General features: G+C 49.8%; 26 protein-coding genes and 1 tRNA gene. 20 read left to right on the top strand and 7 right to left on the bottom strand.

Annotated elements, in window-relative coordinates; translation table 11 throughout:
* Positions 1-9 precede the first annotated feature (9 nt).
* Positions 10-972, bottom strand: a complete 963-nt coding sequence (locus BZJ21_RS07215) for a calcium/sodium antiporter (protein ID WP_021022670.1) — start codon at positions 970-972, stop codon at positions 10-12.
* A gap of 492 nt (positions 973-1464) precedes the next feature.
* On the opposite strand from BZJ21_RS07215, the gene mlaF reads away from it, so the two are divergent.
* The 7 genes from mlaF to murA are packed head-to-tail and all read left to right on the top strand — an operon-like array spanning position 1465 to position 6084.
* Entirely contained in the window at positions 1465-2265 is an 801-nt protein-coding gene (gene mlaF, locus BZJ21_RS07210; RefSeq protein ID WP_021022669.1) for a phospholipid ABC transporter ATP-binding protein MlaF, read from the top strand.
* On the top strand, positions 2261-3040 hold the full coding sequence (mlaE, locus tag BZJ21_RS07205; RefSeq protein ID WP_269087438.1) for a lipid asymmetry maintenance ABC transporter permease subunit MlaE: 780 nt from the start codon (positions 2261-2263) through the stop codon (positions 3038-3040). The genes mlaF and mlaE overlap by 5 nt, the downstream gene beginning before the upstream one ends.
* Positions 3041-3042: 2 nt before the next feature.
* On the top strand, positions 3043-3522 hold the full coding sequence (gene mlaD, locus BZJ21_RS07200; RefSeq protein ID WP_021022667.1) for an outer membrane lipid asymmetry maintenance protein MlaD: 480 nt from the start codon (positions 3043-3045) through the stop codon (positions 3520-3522).
* Between the two features lie 5 nt (positions 3523-3527).
* The gene (gene mlaC / locus BZJ21_RS07195; protein ID WP_077459895.1) at positions 3528-4202 is read left to right on the top strand and encodes a phospholipid-binding protein MlaC; all 675 of its coding nucleotides are present in this window, start codon (positions 3528-3530) and stop codon (positions 4200-4202) included.
* On the top strand, positions 4199-4513 hold the full coding sequence (locus BZJ21_RS07190; protein WP_021022665.1) for an STAS domain-containing protein: 315 nt from the start codon (positions 4199-4201) through the stop codon (positions 4511-4513). The genes mlaC and BZJ21_RS07190 overlap by 4 nt, the downstream gene beginning before the upstream one ends.
* A 17-nt stretch (positions 4514-4530) precedes the next feature.
* Positions 4531-4785, top strand: a complete 255-nt coding sequence (locus BZJ21_RS07185) for a BolA family protein (protein ID WP_394329756.1) — start codon at positions 4531-4533, stop codon at positions 4783-4785.
* A 9-nt stretch (positions 4786-4794) separates the two neighbouring features.
* The gene (murA, locus tag BZJ21_RS07180; protein WP_077669448.1) at positions 4795-6084 is read left to right on the top strand and encodes a UDP-N-acetylglucosamine 1-carboxyvinyltransferase; all 1290 of its coding nucleotides are present in this window, start codon (positions 4795-4797) and stop codon (positions 6082-6084) included.
* Between the two features lie 84 nt (positions 6085-6168).
* Here the strand turns inward: murA and degS are convergent, their stop codons facing one another.
* The 3 genes from degS to zapG all read right to left on the bottom strand — a co-directional run bounded on the left by degS (position 6169) and on the right by zapG (position 9242).
* Positions 6169-7239 (bottom strand): outer membrane-stress sensor serine endopeptidase DegS, encoded by a 1071-nt coding sequence (degS, locus tag BZJ21_RS07175; RefSeq protein ID WP_077669447.1) that lies wholly within the window; start codon positions 7237-7239, stop codon positions 6169-6171.
* 164 nt (positions 7240-7403) lie between these two features.
* A complete protein-coding gene (locus BZJ21_RS07170; protein ID WP_101494562.1) occupies positions 7404-8768 on the bottom strand; it encodes a Do family serine endopeptidase in 1365 nt (454 codons plus the stop codon).
* Positions 8769-8837: 69 nt separating this feature from the next.
* The gene (zapG, locus tag BZJ21_RS07165) at positions 8838-9242 is read right to left on the bottom strand and encodes a Z-ring associated protein ZapG (protein ID WP_077459892.1); all 405 of its coding nucleotides are present in this window, start codon (positions 9240-9242) and stop codon (positions 8838-8840) included.
* Positions 9243-9485: 243 nt separating this feature from the next.
* Here zapG and zapE point away from each other — a divergent pair, with 243 nt between their 5' ends.
* The 8 genes from zapE (at position 9486) to sspB (ending at position 15877) form a co-directional block, all read left to right on the top strand.
* The gene (gene zapE / locus BZJ21_RS07160; RefSeq protein ID WP_077669464.1) at positions 9486-10592 is read left to right on the top strand and encodes a cell division protein ZapE; all 1107 of its coding nucleotides are present in this window, start codon (positions 9486-9488) and stop codon (positions 10590-10592) included.
* Positions 10593-10822: 230 nt separating this feature from the next.
* Positions 10823-11251 (top strand): 50S ribosomal protein L13, encoded by a 429-nt coding sequence (gene rplM / locus BZJ21_RS07155; protein WP_025674468.1) that lies wholly within the window; start codon positions 10823-10825, stop codon positions 11249-11251.
* Between the two features lie 13 nt (positions 11252-11264).
* Complete coding sequence (gene rpsI / locus BZJ21_RS07150) at positions 11265-11654, top strand: 30S ribosomal protein S9 (RefSeq protein WP_021022657.1); 390 nt, start codon at positions 11265-11267, stop codon at positions 11652-11654.
* 380 nt (positions 11655-12034) lie between these two features.
* On the top strand, positions 12035-12625 hold the full coding sequence (gene petA / locus BZJ21_RS07145) for a ubiquinol-cytochrome c reductase iron-sulfur subunit (RefSeq protein WP_021022656.1): 591 nt from the start codon (positions 12035-12037) through the stop codon (positions 12623-12625).
* Complete coding sequence (locus BZJ21_RS07140; RefSeq protein WP_021022655.1) at positions 12625-13893, top strand: cytochrome b; 1269 nt, start codon at positions 12625-12627, stop codon at positions 13891-13893. Before petA ends, BZJ21_RS07140 begins: the two co-directional genes overlap by 1 nt.
* Positions 13890-14627 carry a cytochrome c1 gene (locus BZJ21_RS07135; RefSeq protein ID WP_077660138.1) on the top strand — a complete coding sequence of 246 codons (738 nt, stop codon included), beginning with the start codon at positions 13890-13892 and terminating at the stop codon, positions 14625-14627. The genes BZJ21_RS07140 and BZJ21_RS07135 overlap by 4 nt, the downstream gene beginning before the upstream one ends.
* 87 nt (positions 14628-14714) lie before the next feature.
* Positions 14715-15353 (top strand): stringent starvation protein SspA, encoded by a 639-nt coding sequence (gene sspA, locus BZJ21_RS07130; protein WP_021022653.1) that lies wholly within the window; start codon positions 14715-14717, stop codon positions 15351-15353.
* Positions 15353-15877 (top strand): ClpXP protease specificity-enhancing factor, encoded by a 525-nt coding sequence (gene sspB, locus BZJ21_RS07125; RefSeq protein WP_077669445.1) that lies wholly within the window; start codon positions 15353-15355, stop codon positions 15875-15877. Before sspA ends, sspB begins: the two co-directional genes overlap by 1 nt.
* Positions 15878-16010: 133 nt before the next feature.
* On the opposite strand, the gene pyrI is transcribed toward sspB, so the two are convergent.
* The 3 genes from pyrI to argF all read right to left on the bottom strand — a co-directional run bounded on the left by pyrI (position 16011) and on the right by argF (position 18641).
* A complete protein-coding gene (pyrI, locus tag BZJ21_RS07120; protein ID WP_021022651.1) occupies positions 16011-16478 on the bottom strand; it encodes an aspartate carbamoyltransferase regulatory subunit in 468 nt (155 codons plus the stop codon).
* Positions 16475-17419, bottom strand: a complete 945-nt coding sequence (pyrB, locus tag BZJ21_RS07115) for an aspartate carbamoyltransferase (RefSeq protein ID WP_077669444.1) — start codon at positions 17417-17419, stop codon at positions 16475-16477. The genes pyrI and pyrB overlap by 4 nt, the downstream gene beginning before the upstream one ends.
* Positions 17420-17633: 214 nt before the next feature.
* The gene (argF, locus tag BZJ21_RS07110) at positions 17634-18641 is read right to left on the bottom strand and encodes an ornithine carbamoyltransferase (protein ID WP_077669443.1); all 1008 of its coding nucleotides are present in this window, start codon (positions 18639-18641) and stop codon (positions 17634-17636) included.
* A gap of 322 nt (positions 18642-18963) precedes the next feature.
* Between argF and BZJ21_RS07105 the strand changes: the two genes are divergently transcribed.
* The 5 genes from BZJ21_RS07105 to BZJ21_RS07085 all read left to right on the top strand — a co-directional run bounded on the left by BZJ21_RS07105 (position 18964) and on the right by BZJ21_RS07085 (position 21622).
* The gene (locus BZJ21_RS07105; RefSeq protein ID WP_077669442.1) at positions 18964-19206 is read left to right on the top strand and encodes a hypothetical protein; all 243 of its coding nucleotides are present in this window, start codon (positions 18964-18966) and stop codon (positions 19204-19206) included.
* 156 nt (positions 19207-19362) lie between these two features.
* Positions 19363-19438 (top strand) — tRNA-Ile (locus tag BZJ21_RS07100).
* 693 nt (positions 19439-20131) lie between these two features.
* Entirely contained in the window at positions 20132-20278 is a 147-nt protein-coding gene (locus BZJ21_RS16295) for a hypothetical protein (RefSeq protein WP_158075512.1), read from the top strand.
* Between the two features lie 315 nt (positions 20279-20593).
* Positions 20594-20956 (top strand): hypothetical protein, encoded by a 363-nt coding sequence (locus BZJ21_RS07090; RefSeq protein ID WP_077669440.1) that lies wholly within the window; start codon positions 20594-20596, stop codon positions 20954-20956.
* Positions 20957-21031: 75 nt separating this feature from the next.
* Positions 21032-21622 carry an AbiV family abortive infection protein gene (locus BZJ21_RS07085; RefSeq protein ID WP_077669439.1) on the top strand — a complete coding sequence of 197 codons (591 nt, stop codon included), beginning with the start codon at positions 21032-21034 and terminating at the stop codon, positions 21620-21622.
* The last annotated feature ends 367 nt before the right edge of the window (positions 21623-21989 follow it).

Raw genomic sequence — 21989 nt, 5'->3', positions numbered from 1 at the left:
TGTGTCCGTTTAGGCGGCAGCGTTAATAAATAGGTAACTTTGGTAACCGATATAACAAAGTAAGAAAACGGCGCCTTCGATGCGATTAATACTGCGTGATTTGCCCAACGCAAACACCAGCAACATAATAGACAGCACCAGCATAATATAATAATCACGACTCATGGCATATTCGCTGATCGCTGAGGGGTTGAGTAACCCAGGAATGGCCATGACCGCGAGAATATTAAACACATTCGAGCCGATGATATTACCCACCGCCAAATCATCTTCACCCTTCATGACGCCGGCAATCGAAGCGGCAAGCTCAGGAAGGCTGGTGCCAATGGCGATAATGGTCAAGCCAATCACCAGATCACTCATGCCAAAATACTGAGCGATGGTAACCGCGGAGTCGACCACTTGATCCGATGACAGCAACAGTAAAGGCAAGCCGATAATAATCCATATCGCCGCTTTCAGGTTGCTAACATCATTAGGAATGTCAGACTGCTGATCGGCCAATATTGGGTCGGAATCACCTGAATCTTTACCAATTTTAATCATCATTAAAATAAAGATCACAAACAGTGTGATCAGTCCCACCCCTTCGAAAAACCCTAGATGATTATTCCAAAGCAAGGCCCCCGCGAGGACGGTGACCCCAAGCATCAGTGGCAGTTCACGGCGAATAATGGTCGACCCAATCGACAGCGGCTTGATCAGCGCGGTAAAACCAATAATAAGCGCTATGTTGGCGATATTTGAGCCTAAAACGTTCCCCACTGCGGTATCGGTTTTATCGGCGAGGGCAGCGTTGGCAGATACCATCATTTCCGGTGCCGACGATCCCATGGCGAGAATCGTCATGCCGATGATTAAAGGCGAAACGCCGTAGTTTTTCGCGATTGCAGCCGCGCCAAAGACCAGTCGATCGGCACTCCATACCAGCACGATGAGTCCAACAATGAGTATGGCAACCGCTATAACCATGACACCTATCCTTTGCGTTGTGAATTTGGTTCAAATGAGGGGCAATTCTGACGGTTAAAGGGGGAAATGTGAAGCAAAAAGCCCCCATGTGAGTTATCAATTCCGGCATTTTCCACCCACTGACTTACGGATACGATAAAGATGGTTCACCATGAAGCGGGTTGCTGTGACAGGATCATCTTGATGTTGCCGCCGTGGAACGGCCACCGATAAACGGCCGCCTGCTCGCGATTAACGATTGCGCCACGGTTAAGGTTTGTATTGCAGCTAAGGCTGGTATCGTCGCCAAGGCTTATATCGCGGCTAAGGCGCGTCACAGGGCAAGGGGCGCACATTGACCTCGTCTTGACATATAAACCGTTTGTTGGCTGCTATTATCAGGGGTGGGTCACGTCCTGCTTGGCCCGATACGCAGGCTGGCTTGTGTTAGGCGGGGTGACACCTTATTATCAGCCACTTCATTTTGTTCCTTTCCAACCATGAGATGCGGCCATGGCAGCAAAGAGCCTGATAGATATCAATGGGATGACATTCTCACGGGGTGACCGATGCATTTTTGATCATGTCGACTTGCAGGTACCACGTGGGCAAATCACCGCGATTATGGGGCCCTCAGGTATCGGTAAAACCACGTTACTACGCTTGATCGCCGGCCAGCTAAAGCCAGACGCCGGTGATATTATTTTTGATGGCCACTCCATTCCCTCGCTAGGGCGTCGCCAATTATTCGATGTCCGCCAGCGCATGAGTATGCTCTTCCAATCAGGCGCCCTGTTTACCGATATGTCGGTATTCGATAATGTTGCCTTCCCGCTGCGCGAACACACAGACTTGGATGAATCCATGATTCATACCATTGTAATGCTAAAGCTTGAGGCGGTGGGATTAAGAGGGGCTGCCGCATTAATGCCCAGCGATCTCTCAGGCGGTATGGCCCGTCGAGCGGCTCTGGCCCGTTCAATTGCCCTTGATCCTGAGCTCATTTTGTTTGATGAACCCTTTGTAGGACAAGATCCCATTACCATGGGCGTGCTGGTGACCTTGATTCGTCAACTCAACCAAGCACTAGGACTAACGTGTGTGGTCGTTTCACATGACGTGCCTGAAGTGATGAGCATTGCCGATAAAGTGTATCTTTTGGCCGATAGCCGTATTATCGCCAGTGGATCGCCGCAATCGTTGCGAGATAATCCAGACCCTTGGGTGCAGCAGTTTTTAGAAGGGCATGCCGATGGACCCGTGCCATTTCGTTATCCCGCGGGTGAGTTAAAGCAGGAGATTTTCGGTGATTAAAACACAAATCGCGGACATGGGTCGTCGAACCATGCGTGTGGCTGAGTCAATGGGCCGCGCCACCTTTGTGATGACCGGTGCGCTGGTGGGGCGTCCTCAACCGAGTAAAACCTTCCCACTGCTTATTCAACAACTCTATTCTGTCGGAGTACGCTCACTCGCGATCATTATTGTCTCCGGGTTATTTATCGGCATGGTATTAAGCCTGCAAGGGTATTTAGTCTTGTCGGACTTTGGTGCCGAGACCAGCCTTGGGCAAATGGTTGCTTTATCGTTACTGCGCGAGCTTGGCCCTGTGGTCACAGCGCTGCTATTTGCTGGGCGGGCGGGATCCGCGCTGACCGCTGAAATTGGCTTGATGAAAGCCACCGAGCAGCTATCGAGTTTAGAAATGATGGCGGTTGATCCGCTGCGTCGTGTTATTGCGCCCCGGTTTTGGGCCGGCGTCATCGCCATGCCCTTACTGGCGGTGATCTTTATGCTGGTCGGGATTTGGGGCGGCGAGCTGGTCGGGGTAGACTGGAAAGGCATTGATCATGGCAGCTTTTGGTCGGTGATGCAGGCATCGGTCGACCTTGGCTACGATGTGGGTAACGCGCTGATCAAAAGCCTCGTTTTTGCTATCGCCGTGACCTGGATTGCACTTTTTAACGGTTATGATGCCACGCCAACCTCGGAAGGGATCAGCCGCGCGACCACACGTACTGTGGTACATTCATCGCTGGCCGTACTCGGCCTAGACTTTGTCCTTACTGCACTCATGTTTGGGAATTAATCATGCAACAGAGTCGTAAAACAGAATTTTGGGTAGGCTGCTTTGTGATCGCAGGGATTGCAGCGCTATTAGCCCTTGCGTTTCAAGTCGCCGATGTTCAGCGTTGGGGGCGGGCAGACACCTACACCCTCACCGCTGAGTTTGACAATATTGGTGGGTTAAAAGTGCGCTCCCCTGTCAAAGTGGGGGGCGTTACTGTTGGCCAGGTAACGGATATTTCGCTCAATCCAGACACCTATGTCCCACAAGTGACACTGCAAATCAGTGAAGAAGCGGGACGTTTCCCGGAATCGAGCTCGGCGTCGATCTACACTGCAGGGCTGCTGGGCGAGCAATATATCGGTATTACCCCAGGGTTTGTCGATGAAGCGCTCGGCATTGGCTATTTAGAGGCGGGAGAAAAAATCCAAGACACCAAGTCGGCCCTTGTCTTAGAAGATTTGATTGGTCAGTTCCTCTACAGCATGGGTGACAAGGAGTAAATGGCATGAGAAAGACACTTATCGCATTTGGCTCGGCGCTGAGCTTAATGTTAGTCAGCCTTGGACAGACGGTACAGGCCAGTGAGCCGGTCGACCAATCCAACCCATATCAGCTGATCGAACAAGTCGCAGAGAATACGTTTTCGCGCATACGCAAAGATCGCACCCTGCTCCGTGCTGATCCCGATTTATTACGTGATGTCGTCAAAGACGAACTCCTACCTTATATCCATACGCGCTATGCGGCGTCGCTGATATTAGGCGCCCAGTATTATCGCAAGGCAACGCCTGAACAGCGCGATGCATTTACCGAGGCCTTCACCGAGTACATGATTGCCTCCTATGCACAGATTTTACTCGAATATGACGACCAAACCATTGAGGTTCAAAAGGATAAACCGATTGATCCGAATGATAAAATTGTCAAAGTTCGCGTCGATATGACTGACGCATCACGTCCGCCTATTCGTCTGGATTTTAGCTTACGTAAAAATACGCGGACAGGAAATTGGCAAGCGTATGACGTGACGGCTGAAGGGGTCAGTATGATCCAATCGAAGCAGTCTGAGTGGAAGACACCACTGCGTCGTGATGGTATTGATGCCGTGGTCGAACAATTAAAAGAGATCGCCAAGCGGCCCATCCGTCGTGAAGATAAACAAAAACAGGATGCATCATGAGCGTCAACTTGACGGCTGGCAGCGAGCAGCACTATCACTTGTCAGGACGGCTTGATCGTGACACAGTGCCTGCCTTTTGGCGTCAGCGTCACCAATGGATCCCAACCGATAACGCCTTAACGTTAGACTTAAGTGCGTTATCACGTGTGGATTCAGCAGGAATGGCGATGTTGCTCCACCTTGATCGTACGCTGCGTCATCAAGGACAGCAGGTACGGTATCAAGGGATGCCTGAACAGCTAAAACTATTGTTAACGCTGAGTAATTTAGACACATTTTTTGACGATGCGGAGCATCAACAAGGAGTTTAAACGTGGAAGCAAGCGACGTGAAAGCCATTTTAGAGGCCGCTTTTTCAGAACAGGCTCAGTCAGTGGACGAGCTGCATGTGAAAGGTGATGGCAGCCACTTTGAGGTCATCGCTGTTGCAGAGATGTTTGACGGTATGTCACGCGTAAAAAAGCAACAAACGATCTATGGTCCGCTAACGGATCACATTGCGCGTAATGATATTCATGCGGTCAGCATTAAAGCGATGACACCGGCTGAGTGGGCACGCGATAAAAAGCTGATGCAGTTGTAAGAGGATATGATGCAAAAGTTTCGAGTGACGGGCAATGGCCCGCTTAAAGGTGATGTGGCCATTTCTGGCGCAAAAAATGCCGCCCTCCCGATTTTATTTGCTTCATTACTGGCTGAAGAGCCAGTCGAAGTCGCGAATGTCCCTAAGTTACGCGATATTGACACAACGATGGCCCTGTTATCACGCTTAGGGGCCAAGGTGAGTCGCAATGGGTCAGTGCATGTTGATGCCAGTGAGATTACTGAGCTCTGTGCGCCTTATGATCTCGTGAAAACCATGCGTGCGTCTATTTGGGCACTTGGGCCGTTAGTCGCTCGCTTCGGTAAAGGCGAAGTGTCTTTGCCTGGCGGTTGTGCGATTGGCGCGCGGCCCGTGGATTTGCACATTAACGGCCTTGAACAGCTCGGTGCCACCATCACGTTGGATGAGGGCTATGTGCGTGCAACCGTCGATGGTCGCTTGCAAGGCGCGCATATCGTGATGGACAAAGTCAGCGTCGGTGCGACAGTCACCATCATGAGTGCGGCGACGTTAGCGCAAGGCACCACGCTGATTGAAAACGCGGCGCGTGAGCCAGAAATTGTCGATACGGCCAAGTTCCTCAACATGTTGGGGGCAAACGTCACGGGGGCAGGCACCGATCGCATTGAGATTGAAGGCGTAGAGCGTCTTGGCGGCGGTAAGCACACCGTGGTGGCAGATCGCATTGAAACCGGCACCTTCTTGGTCGCGGCCGCGGTGTCTGGTGGGCATATTGTGTGTCGCCATACTTCGCCAGAGTTACTCGAAGCGGTCCTTCATAAATTGGAAGAAGCCGGTGCCAAGGTGGTGACGGGTGATGACTTTATCGAATTAGACATGACAGACCGCGAGCTCAAAGCCGTGAACGTGCGTACCGCGCCACATCCGGGCTTTCCAACCGATATGCAAGCTCAGTTTAGCTTGCTGAACTTGGTGGCCAAAGGCACTGGAATAATCACCGAAACCATCTTTGAAAACCGCTTTATGCATGTGCCGGAATTACAACGTATGGGCGCTCATGCAGAGATTGAAGGCAATACCGTGATCTGTGGTGACACCGATAGCCTAAGCGGGGCACAAGTGATGGCGACGGATCTGCGCGCCTCTGCCAGCTTGGTAATTGCCGGCTGTATTGCAAAGGGCGAAACCTTGGTGGATCGTATTTATCATATCGATAGAGGCTATGAGCGTATCGAAGATAAACTGCAGGCTTTAGGAGCTAAAATAGAGCGCATTGACGCCGATGAAGCGAACGAGTCCAGTGATATCGCAGGCTAATTGGCCTTCATGCCTTAACACAAAAAACGCCAGCCCTCACAGGCTGGCGTTTTTTTATGGGCGCCTATTTTCGCTATGCGTTGATTAACGCTGCTGGCGTTCATCGCCCACTTTGACCGGCAAGGTCAGGGTTTCACCGTCTCTGATCAGCGTAATGTTAAGCGTTGAGCCAGGACGTGTATCGGTCACCATATCCATCGCACCGCGTGCACCGCGCACCGGCTTGTCGTTAATTTGAATAATCAAATCTTGAGGCTGAATCCCCGCTTTTTCTGCAGGTCCGTTTTTATCAAGCCCAGCGACCATGACCCCACGTTGCTGCTCGGCATCTAATAATCGGGCCATCACCGGGTTTACATCACGGCCATCGATACCAATATAGCCGCGGATCACTCGGCCATCGGCAATCAGTTTATTCATGATTTTTGCGGTTAAACGGTAAGGGATCGCAAAGGAAATGCCATAGGTTTCAAGGTCGGTTGCTTGTTGAAAAGAGGCGGTATTGATGCCGACGAGCTCACCGCGACTGTTTACCAGCGCCCCGCCAGAGTTCCCTCTGTTAATGGCCGCATCGGTTTGGAGAAAATCCTGGCGACCATAAAAGCTCATCCCGGTCCGGCCGGTAGCGGAAATGATGCCATAGGTGGTGGTTTGCCCTAAATTATACGGATTGCCGATGGCGAGCACGGTATCGCCCACCGTGGGTTGATAATTTTGATTGACCGGGATCACGGGGAGATTTTCGGCTTGAATTTTGAGCACGGCTAAGTCCGTACGCTGGTCTTTACCCACCATCTGTGCCGTGAAAATACGCCCATCTTGCAAGGCGACGATCACTTGGTCGGCTTCGGCGACAACATGATAGTTGGTGACGATATAGCCTTTAGCGCTCATGAGCACCCCAGAGCCTAATCCTTGGGTATTAAGCTCTAATTTATCGTTACCGGTATAATTACGGGTGTAGATATTGACGACCGCCGGTGAGGCGCGCTTGACCGCATAGCTAAAGGACACCAGTTCTGCCGTGTCTTGGTCGTCGCTTTCAATAAAAGACAGTTCGGATAACACGCCCGAGCGCAAATCAGGCACCGCGACTAATAGCAAGGCAGCCGTGACTAGGCCAATAACCACGGAACGAACAAGTAAAGCCAGCATAAACAATGCCATCCTCAAGCAAAACAAAGCGAAGCTAGAGAATAGCATTGTGAGGTCGGGTTGTGGAAATCATCACCGTCCTGGGCGGATAAAAAAACCATGAGCCAATAAAAATGCCTGCCGACGTGGCAGGCATCAATATTAAGGTGTGAATAGACGCCGGTTTATCGAATCACGAGATAAAGCGAGCTGTTATCACGCACAATATTAAGGGCGAGCACACCCGGTTTATCCTCGAGCAGCTTGCGCAGATCGCCCAAGCTCTCTACTTTGTGTCGATTGACGCCAATAATAACATCGCCCGCGCGTAGTCCATATCGAGCGGCAAGCGAGCCTTCTTCAATCGTGGCAACTTCGACACCTGCTGGTTTCGCATCATGGTTTTTCAACTCTGCGCCAGCCAAAGCTTTGTGCAGGTTATCCGCTTTGGTTTGCGTTTGAGCCGCTTCTTTAAGGGTTGTTTCCATCTCGAGGGTTTCACCGTCACGGATCACGCCGAGCGCAACGGTTTTGCCTGCCCCTAACGTCGCAATTTTGGCGCGTAACTCACTAAAACTGCGAATACTCTTACCGTTGACAGAGACAATAATGTCACCGGCTTTGAGCCCAGCATCGTCAGCGGCAGAGTCAGGCATTACCTGACTAACAAAGGCGCCGTGCTGGGTGGCGAGCCCAAAGGCATCGGCTAACTCGGCGGTCAATTCCCGGCCAGTCACGCCAAGCATGCCGCGTCGTACCGAGCCATATTCGATGATTTGGTCGACCAAGCTTTTCGCCATATTCACCGGTATCGCAAAGCCAATCCCGACATTGCCGCCGTTCGGGCCCAAAATCGCGGTGTTGATTCCCATCAGTTCACCATTGAGATTGACCAGCGCGCCGCCGGAGTTGCCACTGTTGATCGCCGCATCGGTTTGAATAAAGTTCTCGAAGTTTTCTAAGTTCAAACCACTGCGCCCCAGTGCTGAAATGATCCCCGAGGTGACAGTTTGTCCGAGCCCGAATGGGTTACCAATCGCAACGGCAAAGTCACCAACACGTAAACGATCCGAATCAGCGAGTGGAATTTGCGTCAGATCTTTCGCATTCTCATCGAGCTGCAATAAGGCAATATCAGACATTTCGTCGCTGCCGATCAGGGTTGCATCGTATTCGCGGCCATCTTTGAGTTGGACACGGATCTCATCCGCATCATCAATCACATGATGGTTGGTCACGATATAACCTTTATCGGCATCAATAATCACCCCCGATCCCAAACCACGAAAAGGGCGCTCTTGGACTTGCTCAGACGGGGCATTGGGACCAAAGAAAAACCGAAATGCATCAGGAATACGTTGCTTAGACACCTTGTTGCCTTCCACCGCAATACTGACCACGGCTGGTGAGACTTTTTCTAACATTGGCGCCAAACTGGGCATGGCTTCACCGCTTACCGCTTGAGGCAAGGCGGCATAGCTTGGTAGAGGAGAAAGGGCCGCGCCAAGAGTTAGCGCGGCGACGCTAATTGCGAGTAAAGACTTTTTCATCATGGGTTAACTCCAATTGTCGACGTACCAATAGAGAGTGGGGACAATCTGAAAAAGTTCAATCCTCGATCAGCTGGCGCGCGAGCCTTCGTCGCTTTTTAACAAGCCCGAGGCGCTGCCAGAATAGTCACGAGGTGGATGACTGGCGGTGTCTACTTCCAGGTTGGTGATTTTCCCTAGACGCTTGGCAAAGGGATTATCTTGGTCGGGCAAGTCAGGCATCAGATCCGACGATGTCTTGGCCATATGTTGATAGAGCTTATTGTAGTCTTTCGATAAGGTATCAAGCAGTTCAGCACTTTGCGCAAAGTGATCCACCAACTCTTGGCGGTATTGCTCGAGCTCGTAACGTGACTTTTCTAGCTCCCTTTTCATATTTTTTTGTTGTTTGAGATCGCGCGTGGTCATACGGGCAATAAAAAAGCCCACCGCGATACCGATGACGAGAAAGATCAGGCTATTAATCCAGGCCATAACTGCTCCTTGTGCTCTCACATTGACTGAACACCCTGGGTATCCGGGAGTCAGTCAGGGCAAGCGAAATCACTTGCCTAAGTATAATAATATCGTACATCTGCTGGTGGCTTAGCAAGATGAAACGTGTGTTCACTATACATGCCAGATCGCGAACGTGGTACTCCTATGCGCGCGTATTTCTCTTTCTCGCTCGCGTGTTACTATGAAAACGATGGCGATAACCAACGAGGCTTTCAAGGAATGACGCCCTTAGAACATTATAATAACGATCTGACTCACCACCATTTTATCGAAGACCCCGCGCAACGTATGGCGGTCGAGAAACTTGATGAGCTCTACCACCGTTTACTCGCTCATCCCATCCCCCCCACTACGCCAGAAAAGCGCAGCTGGTTGCCTTGGCGAAAGCGCGAACCGGCCTCTGTGACCCCAGTAAAAGGCCTATACTTTTGGGGCGGTGTGGGACGCGGGAAAACCTATTTAATGGATACGTTTTTTCACGCACTCCCTTTTGATAACAAAATGCGCATGCACTTTCATCGCTTTATGCATCGGGTACATCAAGAGCTAAGAATACTGGATGGCGAAGCGGATCCATTGCCGCAAATCGCCGATAAGTTTGCACAAGAAACCCGCGTGCTGTGTTTTGACGAATTCTTTGTCTCGGACATTACCGATGCCATGATCTTAGGGACCCTGATGGAAGCGCTATTTGCCCGCGGGATCACCTTGGTCGCGACCTCAAATATCGTGCCTGATGAACTGTATTGGAACGGATTACAGCGCGCACGCTTTATGCCCGCCATTGACTTAATCAATCAGCACTGTGAGGTGGTCAATGTTGACTCAGGCGTTGATTATCGCCTGCGTACTCTGACCCAAGCGGCTATTTTTTATCACCCGCTTGGCGATACCGCTACCGAGACGATGCAGGCGTATTTCAAAAAACTCAATGGGGAAGGGGGGCAGCGCGACCAAGTGATAGACGTAAATAACCGCCCGCTACATACCATTGAAAATGGCGATGGCGTGGCGCATTTTAGTTTTGCTGAGCTGTGTCAGTCCGCCCGCAGTCAAACCGACTACATGGAAATTGCGCGGCTTTATCACACGGTATTAGTCGCTGACATGCCGCAATTACACAGTACACAAGACGATGCTGCGCGTCGGTTTATTGCGCTGGTAGACGAGTTTTATGAGCGTAGCGTCAAACTCATTATTTCAGCGGCAGTGCCACTCGATAGCCTCTATGATGGCGACCGTTTAGCGTTTGAGTTTAAGCGTTGCCAGTCACGCCTGATTGAAATGCAAAGCCATGACTATCTCGCATTGCCTCATTTGCCCTAAGGCTGTCTGCTGGCGAACAGTCAAACAATAACCAACTGAGAAAAACGGCGGAATTTTTTTGCGAAAAGGAGGTGATTTTTTCTCCACTCTTCCCTATAATCTCGCGACCCACCGTTACTGTTGAAAGGCTTTGGCCGGGTGTACCACCACTCGAAGGGGTGATGTATGGACGCTTAACAGTGGGAGCTTAGGCTCCTGAAGTGAAACTTATTAATCGGGTAATTATTAGCATGAAAACTTTCGTTGCTAAACCAGAAACTGTAAAACGCGACTGGTTCGTTGTAGACGCTGAAGGCAAAACGCTAGGCCGTCTGGCCACTGAAATTGCAACGCGTCTGCGTGGCAAGCACAAGCCAGAGTACACGCCTCACGTTGACACTGGTGACTACATTGTTGTTATCAACGCTGAAAAAGTGGCTGTAACTGGCCGCAAAAAATCTGACAAGATGTACTACAGCCACACTGGCTACATTGGTGGCATCAAGTCAATCAGCTTTGAAAAACTGATCGCGCAAAAACCTGAGCTGGTGATTGAAAAAGCCGTTAAAGGTATGTTGCCACGCGGTCCTCTAGGTCGTGCTATGTACCGTAAACTGAAAGTTTACGCAGGTTCTGAGCACAAGCACGCGGCACAACAACCGCAAGTACTAGACATCTAAGAGGAATAAAGCAATGGCAGAACAATACTACGGCACCGGCCGTCGCAAAAGCTCCGCAGCTCGTGTCTTCATCAAGCCGGGTAGCGGCAACATCGAGATCAACAAGCGTTCTCTCGACACTTACTTCGGTCGTGAAACCGCTCGCATGGTTGTTCGTCAGCCGCTTGAGCTGGTAGAAATGACTGAGAAGCTTGACCTGTACATCACCGTTTCTGGTGGTGGTATCTCTGGTCAAGCAGGCGCAATCCGTCACGGCATTACTCGTGCCTTGATGGAGTATGACGAGTCACTACGTCCTGCACTACGTGCAGCTGGCTTTGTGACGCGTGATGCGCGTAAAGTTGAGCGTAAGAAAGTGGGTCTTCGTAAAGCACGTCGTAGCCCGCAGTTCTCGAAGCGTTAATCGACGTTATCGTCAGATTTGCTACAAAAAGCCTGGTGTTCACGCCAGGCTTTTTTTATGCAATTTTTCCTGATCCAATAAGGTAGGGTATTACCTCTTTATTCCCTTTTAAAACAGTGTATAAGCGCGCACTTTCCAACATTTTTATTACCCTTTACATAATTCTGTGCACACCGCTCACATTTGTTACAAAAAGGTAGCTTTATCTTGTCAAAAAGTAGGGTTTTCTCTATCATCTAGCCGACGTAATAGCAGCTAAGATTTAATCGAACTGATCCCAGTCAGCCGTTATTACATATTCGTTTTTAAGTAAGCCGTACGCTCCATGGACGCAAAGGACAAAATAAAAATCCAAGCGGGAGCACATGGGAGAATGTTGGATGAGCAATGCGCCAGTGAATACCGGCCGACGCCGCTTCCTGACTGCGACGACGTCAGTTGTTGGCGGTTTAGGGGCCGTAGCAGTTGCCGTGCCTTTTATTAAGTCATGGAACCCAAGCGCGAAAGCCAAAGCGGCGGGCGCGCCGGTCGAAGTCGATATCAGTAAGCTGCAAGACGGACAAATGATCCGTGTCGAGTGGCGAGGAAAACCTGTGTGGATTGTGCGCCGTAGCGACGCCGTGGTTGAGGAGCTTTCAAGCTTTGAAGACCAATTGCGCGATCCGCAATCAGCACAGCCGCAACAACCGGAATATGCAACCAACCAGCTCCGCTCTATTAAACCTGAAATTTTTGTCGCGGTTGGTATCTGCACCCATCTTGGTTGTTCACCAACCTATCTACCAGACAGCTTCAGTGAGCAAGTGAGTGGAGTGAAAGCCGGGTTCTTTTGTCCGTGTCATGGGTCAAAATTTGACATGGCTGGACGTGTCTTTCAAGGCGTACCTGCACCACTTAACCTGGTCGTTCCACCTTATATGTACTTGGACGACAAGCGAGTGCTGGTGGGACAAGATGAGGGGGCTGCGTAATGGAAAGTTTTGCTAACTGGATTGAGAAACGCCTTCCCGCGATGAATGCGTATCGCAAGCACATGACCGAGTACCCAATGCCGAAGAACTTTAACTTCTGGTATATGTTTGGTGTGCTCGCGATGATTGTTCTGGTTAACCAAATTGTTACCGGGATTTGGCTAACCATGAACTACAACCCTTCAGCGGAAGGTGCGTTTGCTTCTGTTGAATACATCATGCGTGATGTCGAGTACGGTTGGCTGCTCCGATATATGCACTCCACTGGGGCCTCGGCGTTCTTTGTGGTGGTGTACCTGCACATGTTCCGCGGCCTCATTTATGGCTCGTACCAGAAGCCGCGTGAGCTACTGTGGCTGTTTGGGATGCTGATCTTCTTGGTGTTAATGGCAGAAGCCTTTATGGGCTACCTGCTGCCATGGGGACAGATGTCTTACTGGGGGGCACAGGTTATCATCTCCTTGTTTGGTGCGATTCCTGTGATTGGTGATGACTTAACGCTTTGGATCCGCGGTGATTACGTGGTATCAGGCGCAACCTTGAACCGCTTCTTTGCGCTTCACGTGGTAGCCTTGCCGATTGTCTTGCTGTTGTTAGTCGCGTTGCACGTGCTAGCGTTGCACGAAGTGGGCTCTAACAACCCAGATGGTATCGACACCAAACTGCCTAAAGGCGAAGCGGATGACGATGGCCAGCAGTCACAGTTTACGTTCCACCCTGATTACACCAAAAAATATAAGATCATCGACTCGATTCCTTTCCATCCATACGGCACGGTGAAAGATCTCATTGGCGTGGGTGTGTTTGGTATCTTGTTCGCGTATGTGATTTTCTTTAACCCTGAGATGGGCGGTTACTTCCTTGAGCCACCGAACTTTGAGGCCGCGAACCCGCTGAAGACCCCTGAGCATATTGCTCCGGTTTGGTACTTCACGCCCTTCTATGCAATTTTGCGTGCGATTCCTGACAAGCTGATTGGTGTTATCGCCATGGGTGCGTCGATTGTGGTGCTGTTCTTGTTGCCATGGTTAGATCGTTGTCGCGTGCGTTCGTATCGCTACCGTAGCAAACTGCACTTGGCAAACATTGTGCAATTTGTGATTGCGTTTGTAGCTCTCGGCATTCTGGGCGCGTTGCCAGCGACTCCAACGTACACCTTGCTGGCGCAGATCTTCAGCTTCTGTTACTTCATGTTCTTTGTGCTGTTGTTCTTCTACAGCAAAAATGAGGCAACAAAACCGCTACCAGAGAGGGTGACATTCAAATGAGAAAATGGATTGTAATCTTGTGCGCGCTGTTGCCCTCTTTGGCAATGGCCGCGGGCGGTAACGTTCACTTGGACGACGCCAACAACGATTTAACGGATAAAGCCTCATTGCAACGTGGCGCAAAAATGTTCATGAACTACTGCTTCGGCTGTCATGCCACGCAGTATCAGCGCTATCAGCGTGTCGCAGAAGATCTGAACATTCCACAAGACTTGATGGAAGAACACCTGATTGTCGACAAGAATGCGGACTATGGTGAGTTAATGACTAACGCCATGAGTCAAGAGTCGGGTGCACAGTACTTCGGTGCGCCAGCGCCTGACTTGACGCTGGTCGCGCGTGTACGTGGTACTGACTGGATCTATACCTATCTGCGTTCATTCTATGTTGACCCATCGCGTCCGTTTGGCGTGAACAATACGGTATTCCCTAACGTGGGCATGCCGCATGTGCTTGAAGAGCTTCAAGGCACGCCTCGTAAGGTTTACGAAACACGCATGGTGGATGGTGAGCCGGTTGAGGAATTTGTCGGTCTGAAGTCTGACGGTAACGGCGAGCTGAGTAAGGGCGAGTATGATAATGCCGTCCGAGACTTGGTCAATTTCCTCGAGTATTCCGGTGAGCCGGTGAAGCTTGAGCGCCAGCAACTCGGTTGGTGGGTGATCGGTTTCTTCGTGGTATTCTTGATTTTGGCTTACTTCCTCAAGAAAGAATATTGGCGCGATGTGCACTGATCGGTTAATCTAGTGTGTTGCTAATCCGCAATGGGGGCTTTGAGTCCCCATTGCTTTCTATTGATATTGAACATCCTGGAGGGGTTGATGGCTGTTGCTGCCAATAAACGCTCGGTGATGACGTTATTCTCTGACGCATCTGATTTATATAGTCATCAGGTACGCATCGTCCTCGCAGAGAAAGGTGTCAGTGTAGAAATCGAGCTGGTGGATCCGAATAATCTGCCAGAAGATCTGGTTGACTTAAATCCTTATAACTCTGTTCCAACCTTGATTGACCGTGAGTTAGCGCTGTATAACGCAGACATCATCATGGAATACTTGGATGAGCGTTTCCCTCACCCGCCATTGATGCCGGTTTATCCTGTCGCGCGAGCACAAAGCCGCTTAATGATGTATCGCATTAAGCGTAACTGGTATACCTTGGTGGATCAGATCATGCAGGGCAGTGCGGATGAGGCGGATAAAGCCCGTAAGCAATTACGTGAAGAGCTCCTGGCTCTGGCGCCTGTCTTTGCCGAAGATCCTTACTTCTTAAGTGAAGAATTTAGCCTTGTTGATTGCTACTTAGCGCCACTTTTATGGCGTTTACCTGCACTGGGTATCGAACTGACCGGTCAGGGCTCAAAGCAAGTCAAAGACTACATGACGCGTCTGTTTGAGCGTGATTCGTTTCTCGCCTCACTGACAGAAGCTGAACGTGAAATGCGACTAACAGGTCAATAATGTCTACATCTGAATTTGCCATGACACCGCGCCGTCCTTATTTGGTTCGGGCGTTTTACGACTGGTTACTGGACAACGATCTCACGCCACACATTGTGGTCGATGCGACCTTACCAGGGACGCAAGTACCGTTTGATTACGTCAAAGACGGGCAAATTGTACTGAACATCGCCCCGCGAGCAGTCGGTAATCTTGAACTCAGTAACGAGCATGTGTGCTTTAACGCGCGCTTTGGCGGTAAACCGCAGCAAGTGATGGTGCCAATGGCAGCCGTGCTTGCACTGTATGCGCGTGAAAATGGCGCCGGGACCATGTTTGAAATGGAGCCTGCCTACGCCAACGCTGATGACGAGATGTTCGAGGACGAGACCTTCGAGCCGGCACCGACCGAAGAGGACGAGCCATCGCTTGTCTCTGTTGACAGTGTTGACGATCCAGACGCACTGCCACAGGCCGATGACGAACCAGAAGCGCCAGCGACGCCGAGTAAAAAAGGCAAGCCGACGCTTACCGTGGTGAAATAACCACTTGGCAGGTTAAACGATGACAAAAAACCAGCATCTCGATGCTGGTTTTTTTATGTGTTACGCGCGCGGCAGGCGCAGTGCAAGCGCGCCCGCAACCGAGCACCCTCGCACTAGGGCTAGACAGCGAGGACTAGTGACGCTCGGTCATGATCTCGCGTGAGAATACCTTCTCACAGTACTTGCAGCAGAGCTTCACATCGTCTGCCTCCGTGAGCACTCGGAATGAGCTATCGACAGCCGGCTCGCCATGGGTAATGCAGTTAGAGTTTGGGCAGCTAAACACCCCTTGAATCACCTCAGGCAATGTCAGCGGCAGCTTGGCGACCACTTGATAATCTTCAATTTGATTTACCGTTGCCTGTGGCGCGTACAAGGCAAGCTGACTGGCTTGATCTTCGCTGATCACCACGTTCTCTATTTTGATCAGATCTTTACTGCCGAGCGCCGACGAAGGCAGATTCAAACCAATGGTGATCCGCTGATCGCTACCATGCATTTGAAACAGGTTTAAGATCTTAAAGCCAATGTGCGCGGGGATATGATCAATCACAGTGCCGTGGCAGATCGCTTCGACTTGTAGTTTATTATCCGTGCTCATTTTGCAACTCCTTCAACCTGTTCATTTAACACCAGCGCGAGTAGAGCCTCTCGGGCATACACCCCATTTTCTGCTTGCTCAAAGTAATACGCGTGCGGGGTTTTATCGACATCAACGGTAATTTCATCCACGCGTGGCAGCGGATGCATCACCTTCATATTCGGCTTGGCATCTCGCAGCATGCCGGCACTTAAAATAAACGCTGATTTAATGTGGGCGTATTCTGACTCATCAAAGCGCTCTTTTTGCACCCGTGTCATGTAAAGTACATCTAACTCAGGCACCACATCGCTAATGCTACTGTGCAGGCTATAAGGGTGGCCGCCCGCGGCAAGCTCATCAAGCAGGTGCTCTGGCATGGCGAGTGCATCCGGGGCGATGTAAAAGAAGCGGTTGCCCTCGAACTTTGATAACGCCTGGGTCAGCGAATGCACGGTACGGCCATATTTGAGATCCCCCACCATGGCAATATTTAAGTTATCCAAGCGGCCCTGGGTTTCGTAAATCGAGAACAAATCGAGCAAGGTTTGGGTCGGGTGCTGATTCGCGCCGTCGCCACCGTTCACCACCGGCACCCCTTGTGAAAACTCCGACGCTAATCGCGCAGCGCCTTCTTTTGGGTGACGCATGACAAAGCCATCAACGTAAGAAGAAATCACACGGACCGAATCGGCTAAGCTTTCGCCTTTTTTGCCTGACGAGGTATTGCCGCCGTCGGGAAAACCAATTACCGAGCCGCCAAGGCGCTGAATCGCGGTTTCAAAGGACAACCGCGTGCGGGTTGACGCTTCAAAAAAGCAGCTGGCAATCACTTTATTTTTTAACAGCGTCGGGTTCGGTCGGGCTTTAAGTTCGCCCGCCGTGGCAACGATTAACTCTAGCTCGTCGCGGCTGAGCTCGGGAATGGAAATAATATGTTTGTGATAAAGCGTATTGGCCATAACGCGAGTCCCTTTCTTTGCAGTGTGCTACAGGCAAAAAAAAACCTCCGAGACGGAGGCTTTTACGATCACGACCAATGCGAATGCCGTCCCGCGATGGGGCGGATAAATCGCTGTTTGTGGGTGGAATAACCAACATAACTTCTGGCCGTGTAGTGAAATCTGGCAGAATTATACGCCCCTATTTGTGCTGTGCAAGCAAAAGTGCAATCGTTTACACGCTTGCTTTGACGAGTGTGGCAATCATCACAGCCTTAATGGTGTGGAGGCGGTTCTCGGCTTGATCAAAGACGATCGACTGCGCCGATTCAAACACCGCGTCGGTCACTTCTAGGCCATTGAGCCCGTATTGATCGGCAATTTTTTTGCCCACGCCAGTCTCGTCATTATGAAACGCGGGCAAGCAGTGCATGAACTTGGCATCTGGGTTCTCGGTAGCGGCCATCAAACCGGGGTTGACTTGATAAGGGGTGAGATCCGCCACCCGCTGCGCCCAAACCGATTCTGGCTCGCCCATCGACACCCAGATATCGGTATAAATAAAATCACAGCCTTTCACCGCCGCCGTATCTTCCGTGAGTGTGATCGTTGCTCCAGTACTGGCGGCAATATCTTGGCAGGTGGCAATCAAATCCGCCTCAGGCCAATAGGCTTTAGGGCCAATCAGGCGTAAATCCATCCCCATTTTCGCCGCGCCCACCATCAACGAATTGCCCATGTTATTGCGCGCATCACCCACATACGCAAAAGCGATTTGATTGAGCGGCTTGTCACTGTGCGCTTGCATGGTGAGTAAATCCGCCAGTACTTGAGTGGGATGAAAATCATCGGTAAGGCCATTCCACACCGGCACACCGGCATGGGCGGCTAAGGTTTCTACCACCTCTTGACCAAACCCACGATACTGAATGCCATCGTACATTCTCCCTAACACCCGCGCGGTGTCCTTCATGGTCTCTTTATGGCCAATTTGGCTGCCGCTGGGGCCGAGATACGTGACTTGTGCGCCTTGATCAAACGCCGCCACTTCAAACGCACAGCGCGTACGGGTTGAGGTTTTCTCAAAAATCAGGGCAATGTTTTTGCCCGTCAGCTGTGGGGTTTCCTCACCACAGGCTTTGGCCGCTTTAAGGGCGGCGGCATCATCAATCAGATCGTGGATTTGCTGAGGTGACAAGTCGAGTAAGGTGAGCAGTGATTGCTGGTAGAGGTCGCTTTTCATATTTATCCCTAAATGACGCGCTATATTGAATATTAAATCGATATTTGTGTTTAATTATTCTTTGATGGTAAAGCGCGTGTCAGCAAGATGCAAGCGACAAATCCGAGCGTAAAGGCCATCAATTAACCATTAACACACCATTTTGAAGGTTTTCTGACCGCAGGAGGGGGATTTAATCAAGCACTGACAATGCTGATAAATTGGCGACAAACGACACAATCCTTTTACCGCCTTATAGCGAGGGAATGACAGGGCAGTGCGACGAGTGCGAGATAGTGTTTCTGTCCTCAAGGGCAACGACACTATTAGGAAGGAGAACACCATGAAAACACACAACCAAGCACTGACTCTGAGCGCACTGATGATGATAGTTGGCCTAGCGGGCCCGGCAATGGCGAATGACGAGCCGATGCAGCCTGCAGACGGCCAGCCAGCGGTGACTTGCCCTGAAGGTGGCACGGATTGCGACACCCAGCCAATACCAGAAGACGACAACAGCGCCTGGCCACCGGAAGAAGAAACCTGGCCCGCCGATGACAACAGCGAAGACCCCGCCATCCAGTAAGTGGTGTCACAGAACTCAGTAAGTAAAGCATGAGTGCCGTCACACTGGCGGCGCTTGTTTTGCCACCATTGCGCTAAGTGCTCAAAAACCATACTGAATTGACCCCCCTTACAACTAGACACCCTGTTTGCCTTCCCCTATAATCCCAATCCACTCGGCCCCTTAGCTCAGTGGTTAGAGCAGTCGACTCATAATCGATTGGTCCCCAGTTCAAGTCTGGGAGGGGCCACCAGTTATAGAAAGGCCTGAGAGGTTAGTAACCACTCAGGCCTTTTGCTTTTTATTTTGCTGTGTAGCACATATGTAGCAAATGAATCGCCATAAAAGGTCCTGTTGATTCGCACTCCCCACCTGCCATACCCATTCTCAGGTTCGATATTAGTGATAGCTTGCTTGAGCACAGCTTTCGAACAGTCCCGCCTTTTGCACCCATCTCACAAAATATGGCTTATCTAACACTTTGGACAATAGCGCATGAAAACCAAAACAGCCCTTGATAAACTAACCCCAAATCTACCAACTCGATGGCGTGTTGGTGCCGACAACTGATCGGCGGTAGCGTGGCTAAAGACTGGATGCTTAACCAGCTTATCGGCTAGGTGCAGCCAAAAACGTGCGCGTCTATCCATGACAGATTCACATTATCCCAGAATAGAGATAGGCGGCATGCACACTTTCACGGAAGGCAGTATTCATTAGAGGTTAAAAATTCTATTTTTAGCAGACATTTAGGTAGAAGAGAGTGCGGATAACGGTTTTGGGAAACCGCGGATGCGCACTAATACAATGTCAGGCGTTCTAGTGCTCAGCGCCAATGATTTTTACATGAGCAAGCAAATATCATGAGGTAGTTGCATTGGTATATTAGATGGATTGCTTGGTGGAAAATCGGAATCATCCGATCAGAGGCATGGAGTGATCGATTATGGAAAAAACAAAAACGCAGGAGGGCATGATCACCGAACGAACAGAGGAAATGACCGAACACCATCTCAGAAATCGGGAGATGAGAAGCGTAGAAAAGATAAAAACTGATTTTGTGTTGATACGCCCCGTGGCGGGACACCATTGATAGGAGTAACGTAGATGACCTTTTTCAAAAAAACTATTTCACGAATCCATTGCATCACCGTTAAGGACTGTGACAAATGTCCGAGTTGTGGTTCTGATGATGTTATCCCATGGGGTGATGACAATTGCCAGTGCAGAGACTGCGGGCACGAGTGGTAAACCAGTGAAGCAGAAAGAGGCTTAAGAGTTTTTTCTTGAGCCTCTTTTCTTAGTGTAAGGCCATAAATGAATTGCCTTACAAGGGACTACAAGGGACGCTTCGCTCGTACCTCCCTCCGCGCCCCTGAGCCCAGGCGTCAAGGCTAGAGAGAAAGTCATGCTTCAAGGTCTAACTGAACTGCTGAAATACTTTCGAGATGAGCGTCACTACAAGCGTCGCCAGCAAGAGCAAGCTTTATCGGCTATCCGGCAGGCGTTGCAAGAAACCAAGCAATATTTGGCGCTCCGCAATAGAGGTGAGGCTCGCTCAATCGAAAAAGAGCATGAGCTATCAAATCTCTGGTCAATTGCAGGAGTACATGCACGGGAGTTTGGTCCTGACCTAGCTCGTCGGCTCGGAGAGAAAAGTAGTTACTGGCTTGAACCAGAAAACTGGCATGTCGATGAAATTTACGAGAATGGTATCAAGATCGAGCGAATTGACATGGAGGTGTCGGAGCTTTTGCAAAGTCGGCCTTAACAAGTCACGGGAGGTGGACACCTGAGACGCGCCGCTTCGCAGTTGAATTCGGGGCTGTACAGAGAGATTATATTTATGTATGCAGACAACGAGTTAAACCAATTATCTGAAATGGCGTACCAAAATGCTTGTGAACTTCTAGAAGAATCATTAATTCTTTTCAATGCAAGTCGTTTTCCGCGAGCTTACGTGTTAGCTCATCTAGCAAGTGAAGAGATAGCTAAAATTCCAATGATTTACGGAACTAGAGTTCGGTTGAAAGGTGACGAAAAAATAGATTGGAAACATTTCAATAAAAGGCTCACAGGTCATCAATCTAAACTAAGATCGCTCGCACAATTCGACTATATAAATGATGAGTTGGATTTAATAAGAAATCGAGATTTAAAGCGATACGAAACGCAATTAGATTTTGTAAAGAAATTTGATTTGATAAAAAACATGGGGCTTTATTCTGGCTATCATGAAAATACTGTGTTCAAGCCGAGCGATCAGTTTACATTAGAGAGTGCTAAGTCGATGATCAATCTTACTGAAGGTCGGTTAAAATGTTTAAAGTCAAATTGGCAAGGTATGATTTCAGGAGAAGTTACAGATCAAAACTATGAAGTACATAAAGCATATACGATGACACGTGATATGTTTTACGATGAATCAAGCAGATAACAAACGAGTGTGTCGTTAATTGTTAAATTTTGGCGAGGTTTTTTATCCCACATCACGTCGTCTCTTATTGAAGTCTCACCGTTAATAAAAAGTATTTTTTTATTTTCAATGAAATATTGGCACTCAAAGTGAGGATCTAAGACTTGTATTGAACAATACACCGTGGTAAACCTGTTTCAAAGGTGTCTTTGATGATTCACGTAGGCTAGAGGATAGAAAGTTGAATGAAAATAACATCAATAATGAAAAAACTACTGCCATCTTCGAGCTGTCATTCCGCAGCCAATTAATGAATTAAAATAGTGTGATCCAGCGATCATTTGCAGCTTTTAGTGTCACATATGTCTTGACCGTGATCCCCAGCTTT

Source organism: Salinivibrio costicola subsp. alcaliphilus, assembly GCF_001996185.1.
GTDB classification, from domain to species: Bacteria; Pseudomonadota; Gammaproteobacteria; order Enterobacterales; family Vibrionaceae; genus Salinivibrio; species Salinivibrio costicola.
Note: the sequence above shows the minus strand (reverse complement) of the source record. Positions and strands in the feature narration are given on the sequence as shown.

Bases quoted from the DNA above. Each gene is read 5' to 3' on its own strand.
- BZJ21_RS07215 (WP_021022670.1), bottom strand. From the start codon at position 972: ATGGTTATAGCGGTTGCCATACTCATTGTTGGACTCATCGTGCTGGTA.
- mlaF (WP_021022669.1), top strand. From the start codon at position 1,465: ATGGCAGCAAAGAGCCTGATAGATATCAATGGGATGACATTCTCACGG.
- mlaD (WP_021022667.1), top strand. From the start codon at position 3,043: ATGCAACAGAGTCGTAAAACAGAATTTTGGGTAGGCTGCTTTGTGATC.
- mlaC (WP_077459895.1), top strand. From the start codon at position 3,528: ATGAGAAAGACACTTATCGCATTTGGCTCGGCGCTGAGCTTAATGTTA.
- BZJ21_RS07190 (WP_021022665.1), top strand. From the start codon at position 4,199: ATGAGCGTCAACTTGACGGCTGGCAGCGAGCAGCACTATCACTTGTCA.
- murA (WP_077669448.1), top strand. From the start codon at position 4,795: ATGCAAAAGTTTCGAGTGACGGGCAATGGCCCGCTTAAAGGTGATGTG.
- degS (WP_077669447.1), bottom strand. From the start codon at position 7,239: ATGCTGGCTTTACTTGTTCGTTCCGTGGTTATTGGCCTAGTCACGGCT.
- BZJ21_RS07170 (WP_101494562.1), bottom strand. From the start codon at position 8,768: ATGAAAAAGTCTTTACTCGCAATTAGCGTCGCCGCGCTAACTCTTGGC.
- zapG (WP_077459892.1), bottom strand. From the start codon at position 9,242: ATGGCCTGGATTAATAGCCTGATCTTTCTCGTCATCGGTATCGCGGTG.
- zapE (WP_077669464.1), top strand. From the start codon at position 9,486: ATGACGCCCTTAGAACATTATAATAACGATCTGACTCACCACCATTTT.
- rplM (WP_025674468.1), top strand. From the start codon at position 10,823: ATGAAAACTTTCGTTGCTAAACCAGAAACTGTAAAACGCGACTGGTTC.
- rpsI (WP_021022657.1), top strand. From the start codon at position 11,265: ATGGCAGAACAATACTACGGCACCGGCCGTCGCAAAAGCTCCGCAGCT.
- petA (WP_021022656.1), top strand. From the start codon at position 12,035: ATGAGCAATGCGCCAGTGAATACCGGCCGACGCCGCTTCCTGACTGCG.
- BZJ21_RS07140 (WP_021022655.1), top strand. From the start codon at position 12,625: ATGGAAAGTTTTGCTAACTGGATTGAGAAACGCCTTCCCGCGATGAAT.
- BZJ21_RS07135 (WP_077660138.1), top strand. From the start codon at position 13,890: ATGAGAAAATGGATTGTAATCTTGTGCGCGCTGTTGCCCTCTTTGGCA.
- sspA (WP_021022653.1), top strand. From the start codon at position 14,715: ATGGCTGTTGCTGCCAATAAACGCTCGGTGATGACGTTATTCTCTGAC.
- sspB (WP_077669445.1), top strand. From the start codon at position 15,353: ATGTCTACATCTGAATTTGCCATGACACCGCGCCGTCCTTATTTGGTT.
- pyrI (WP_021022651.1), bottom strand. From the start codon at position 16,478: ATGAGCACGGATAATAAACTACAAGTCGAAGCGATCTGCCACGGCACT.
- pyrB (WP_077669444.1), bottom strand. From the start codon at position 17,419: ATGGCCAATACGCTTTATCACAAACATATTATTTCCATTCCCGAGCTC.
- argF (WP_077669443.1), bottom strand. From the start codon at position 18,641: ATGAAAAGCGACCTCTACCAGCAATCACTGCTCACCTTACTCGACTTG.
- BZJ21_RS07105 (WP_077669442.1), top strand. From the start codon at position 18,964: ATGAAAACACACAACCAAGCACTGACTCTGAGCGCACTGATGATGATA.
- BZJ21_RS16295 (WP_158075512.1), top strand. From the start codon at position 20,132: ATGGAAAAAACAAAAACGCAGGAGGGCATGATCACCGAACGAACAGAG.
- BZJ21_RS07090 (WP_077669440.1), top strand. From the start codon at position 20,594: ATGCTTCAAGGTCTAACTGAACTGCTGAAATACTTTCGAGATGAGCGT.
- BZJ21_RS07085 (WP_077669439.1), top strand. From the start codon at position 21,032: ATGTATGCAGACAACGAGTTAAACCAATTATCTGAAATGGCGTACCAA.